Annotated in this window: 1 protein-coding gene; it reads left to right on the top strand. The window is 57.0% G+C overall.

Annotated features, from left to right (window positions below; all coding sequences use genetic code 11):
• The coding region (locus L972_RS07425) for a DEAD/DEAH box helicase family protein (RefSeq protein WP_047437133.1) at positions 1 to 1,013 on the top strand (1,013 nt) is incomplete at both ends.

Below are 1,013 nucleotides of genomic sequence, written 5' to 3'. Positions count from 1 at the left end.
GCCGACATCATCTCGAAATACCTGCTGCCTGCTATCAAGGCTGCGGGGTGGGATGACCTGACTCAGGTTCGCCAAGAGGTGAAGCTGCGGGATGGCAAGGTGGTGGTGCGCGGCCAGATGGCGGCACGCAAGAAGGTCAAATCGGCCGATATCGTGCTCTATCACAAGATGGGCTTGCCACTGGCGGTGATCGAGGCCAAAGCCAACAAGCATGAGATTGGCAAGGGGATGCAGCAGGGGCTCGATTATGCCCGTCTGCTGGATGTGCCGTTCGTATTTGCCAGCAACGGCGATGGTTTTGTATTTCATGACAAGACCAATCCGGCCAAGCTGGAATCCGAGATCGCGCTGGAGGACTTCCCCAGCCCCGGCCAGCTTTGGGACAAACTCTGCACCTGGAAGGGTTACACCCAGGCACAGTTGCCTGTCATCAGTCAGGACTATTACTCGGATGGCAGCGGCAAATCTCCCCGCTATTACCAGCTGCAGGCCATCAACAAGACCGTAGAAGCCATCTCGAAAGGTGAGGATCGGGTATTGCTGGTGATGGCCACCGGCACCGGCAAGACCTACACCGCATTCCAGATCATTTGGCGTTTGTGGAAGGCGGGCGCCAAGAAGCGCATCCTGTTTTTGGCCGATCGGAATGCGCTGGTGGAACAAACCAAGCGTAATGATTTTCAGCCTTTTGGCTCGGCCATGGCCAAGGTCACTGGGCGTACTGTCGATCCTGCCTATGAGATCCACCTTGCCCTCTATCAGGCGCTCACCGGACCAGAAGAGTCACAGAAAGCCTTCAAGCAGGTCTCACCCGGTTTCTTCGACCTGATCGTGGTGGATGAGTGCCATCGGGGCAGCGCCGCCGAAGACAGCGCCTGGCGCGAGATCCTCGAATACTTCTCATCGGCCACCCAGATTGGTCTCACTGCCACGCCCAAAGAGACCGCAACCGTCTCCAGCACCGATTATTTCGGTGACCCTGTTTATACCTACTCCCTCAAAGAGGGAATCGA

It is taken from the genome of Aeromonas sp. ZOR0001 (assembly GCF_000801015.1).
Classification (GTDB): Bacteria; Pseudomonadota; Gammaproteobacteria; order Enterobacterales; family Aeromonadaceae; genus Aeromonas; species Aeromonas veronii.
Note: the sequence above shows the minus strand (reverse complement) of the source record. Positions and strands in the feature narration are given on the sequence as shown.